This is a genomic window from Crenothrix polyspora, from assembly GCF_900163755.1.
Lineage (GTDB): Bacteria > Pseudomonadota > Gammaproteobacteria > Methylococcales > Methylomonadaceae > Crenothrix > Crenothrix polyspora.
Window position 1 is genome coordinate 1 of record NZ_FUKI01000066.1, and the last position, 2,998, is coordinate 2,998.

General features: G+C 41.8%; 3 protein-coding genes. 1 reads left to right on the forward strand and 2 read right to left on the reverse strand.

The window, feature by feature from the left end:
- Window positions 1–147 precede the first annotated feature (147 nt).
- Window positions 148–1,026, reverse strand: coding sequence for a methionyl-tRNA formyltransferase (locus CRENPOLYSF2_RS04120; RefSeq protein WP_087142695.1), 879 nt, complete (start codon window positions 1,024–1,026; stop codon window positions 148–150).
- A gap of 444 nt (window positions 1,027–1,470) precedes the next feature.
- Between CRENPOLYSF2_RS04120 and CRENPOLYSF2_RS18750 the strand changes: the two genes are divergently transcribed.
- Entirely contained in the window at window positions 1,471–1,671 is a 201-nt protein-coding gene (locus CRENPOLYSF2_RS18750; RefSeq protein ID WP_087142696.1) for a hypothetical protein, read from the forward strand.
- 319 nt (window positions 1,672–1,990) lie between these two features.
- Here the strand turns inward: CRENPOLYSF2_RS18750 and CRENPOLYSF2_RS04135 are convergent, their stop codons facing one another.
- Window positions 1,991–2,398, reverse strand: a complete 408-nt coding sequence (locus CRENPOLYSF2_RS04135; protein WP_087142698.1) for a hypothetical protein — start codon at window positions 2,396–2,398, stop codon at window positions 1,991–1,993.
- Window positions 2,399–2,998 lie beyond the last annotated feature (600 nt).

Here is a 2,998-nt window from a genome sequence, read left to right on the forward strand (position 1 = left end):
TGTCTATTTTCATGCGCTTAGCATTGCCTGTCGCCTACTGTAGCACTGTTTAACAATGGGCACATGTGCCGAAAGTCATGGTTTTAAAAAAATTTTTGGCCTATAAAAACCGGCTACCAACTTAACGTCGGACAGCGGATCCCCTATCTACTCGGCTATTTGAATTTGCACCGCACCGTCAGCCACAGCAATCACTGAATAACCAACGCCGTTTTCTAAGACTTCGCCGGGCGTATGCCCTGCTGCTGGCCAATCTAATACAGCCAGTTTTCGCACTTTAACCAGCTGACCATTTAGTTTTGCCTTTGCTCCAACAGTTGGGTAAGCGGGGTCAAGAAAGCTACTCAATGCGGTAAATTTGCGCTCAATTTCACGTTTTGTTGCCTGCCAATCCAAACATATTTCTTCTTCTGTAAACGGGGCGGCATACGATGCTTTAGAATCGTCCTGAACAATGCCCAGATCGCCTGAAACCGCTTTTTCTACCCCTTCAGCAATCGCTTGGCGAATCAGGTTTATCCACACAGGAAAAATACTTCCTTTATTGATAATGTCAGGCATAGATGCAGATTGGCTACTCAGAATATTACCTGTGTCGTAGTCCGAGTTAATCCAATGCGCTGTTGCACCAAATTGTGGGGCATTATCATAAAATTGACGCATCACATTACAACCCCGATAGGCGGGTAATACAGTAGGATGGATGTTGATAGCACCATAGGTGGGCATAGTAAAAATCTCGGCTTTTATGCGATGCGGAAATGAAAGGCATAAAATGAGGTCTGGTTTAATTGCGCTAATAATAGGTGTTACTGTTTCTAGCTGCTTGGTGATTAACATATTGACATTGTGGTTGGCCGCCTTCACAACTTCAATATAGGAGGGGGTGGCACGCAGTTTGGAACCCGGCGTGGTAATAGCTAATACATGTTGGTTATGTGTCTGAAAAATATAATCGGCAAGGAACTCATAAAACATGGGAATATAGTTAAACGTGACAATACGTAGTGGTTTTTTGGCTTGCATGTACGAACCCGGCAATTATTGCTTTTGACAAATATAAAATGGCTAACAAATTTTGATATAAGAAACGACATAATAATGCTTGCCGTAAAGGCTAGGATTGTACCCATGAGTATTCCTAAAGCCGGATAAGTAACCGCGCTTACCGTTACATAAGTGGCTACACTGACTGCGCCGACAGGTACTGTTCTGATAAAGCCCGGCAAGCACTCCACCGGATATCTATACAGAAAAATCGATAATTGGGAGGCTAAGGCGGCAGGGTAGGTTGCACCAACAACAATACCCCAGAATGGGCCTAAGTTATGTGCCAATATAATAGATAAAGCCACAATTGAGCCGGAAAAAAGGCCGCGCAACGGTAAGTCAAAAAGGCTTGTTTTTTTAATGGCTGGCCGTTCAGGAAATCGGTTTGCATAAACTATAAAACCTGTTTGGAAAAGGATAATGCCTAAAGCCAGACATACTGCGGAATTCCATATTGTCTGGGTTAGATTGGCGGAATACAGCGGAAATATAATCCAGACACTGCTGGAAACTAAAAGCGTGGCGATAATCAATAGTTTTTTATTTGAAAATGCGGAAGATAATAGAAGGCTGGTGAAAGCAAAAACGAATGCGAAAAAAATTGAGCCTAGCATGGAATAATATATGCGGGCAATAAATTGTATAAGCTTGTCCGTACCAAGCGTAATAGACAGGAATACGAAACTCACTGCCACGGTGGAAGGGAAAGAAATAATAATACCTCCTAGTGCGGAAGGTACTCTTTCAGCTAAAAGGCTCAGTAGGGCTATCATAGCCCCACCGACTAGAAATGCAGCAATAATATTGAAAGTGAACATAAATTTTAAACAGAATATGTTTAATGTTTTGGAAGTAGTGCGATTGTGTTGGGTCGCGAAAAGCATGCAACCCAACTTATGCGGCTTTAGCGCTATAGCGAATCTGCCTTACGGGACACGGGTTAACGAATCAGATTAATCATGCCGTAATCACCGTCAGTGCGGTCATAAACACCTAAGATGGTGTTTTTGCTGTTGTTAAGCCGAGCGTTGGTAAAATTGAACGTGATGTTATTAGTGGTGGTGAGAGTGCCGAATGGTATACAGTTAGAGAGCATCTTGATGCTGCCACTTTTGAAAGTGATTTTAGTACCGCCCTTGAGTTCTAGAAAAGAAACGGCTGAACTGACAGTTAAAGCACCAGTAGTGTTAAAGGTGAGCTTGCCATAGCCATAGCCGCCGAATTGGGTGTTGGTGGAGCCGCTGTATACTGACCAGGTACCGGCCAAGTTGGATAAGGCGCAAGCAGCGTTGGCCGCTACGGGGCTAAAAGTTATCAATAAAGCAATTATTAAGTGTTTAAAATTCATGGAAGTTTCCTATTTGGCAGACATGGTTATTTTGTAAGATTTTTTTTTCTGCATATTGCAGAAATCAAAAAGTAATACAACAAAGGATTACTTTTCATTTCTACTATAAAACTATTTTACAATGAACACATGTGCCGAAAGTCATAGTGTTAAAACATGACTTTCGGCATATAAAAACCTGACAAAACTGGTTATTTAAAATATATATTTTAAAATCAATAGCTTAAATTAACAGTCTTTTGGATTGATGCAAAAACATAGATTTCTTACGCTCAATCTGCATAACTTTATTGGGCTACTTCAAGAAAAAATTAATCGCACAGGTCGAAAAGGTTGCGGCGTTTGCACCAAGTTGCCGGGAATTTGAATAACAACACCGTTTAACTGGCGAAGAAGACTTACGGGGACATTCGTTGCTGATCAATGTTGATGGGGCGGTTGCGGTTACGCAAGCACAATCGTGGCTCTGCCATTAAGTTAAGTGATACACTTTAAAAAGCTAAGGAACGTGCATGAAATAACTTGAACAACTTAAACGCCACCACCGTTCGTGCTGAGCCTGTCGAAGCATGAACTTGCTCAAGTTATTTCGTGCGCGTT

Excerpts from the sequence above, each read along its gene's own strand:
- CRENPOLYSF2_RS04120 (WP_087142695.1), bottom strand. The coding sequence starts at position 1,026 with ATGCAAGCCAAAAAACCACTACGTATTGTCACGTTTAACTATATTCCC.
- CRENPOLYSF2_RS18750 (WP_087142696.1), top strand. The coding sequence starts at position 1,471 with ATGCCTAAAGCCAGACATACTGCGGAATTCCATATTGTCTGGGTTAGA.
- CRENPOLYSF2_RS04135 (WP_087142698.1), bottom strand. The coding sequence starts at position 2,398 with ATGAATTTTAAACACTTAATAATTGCTTTATTGATAACTTTTAGCCCC.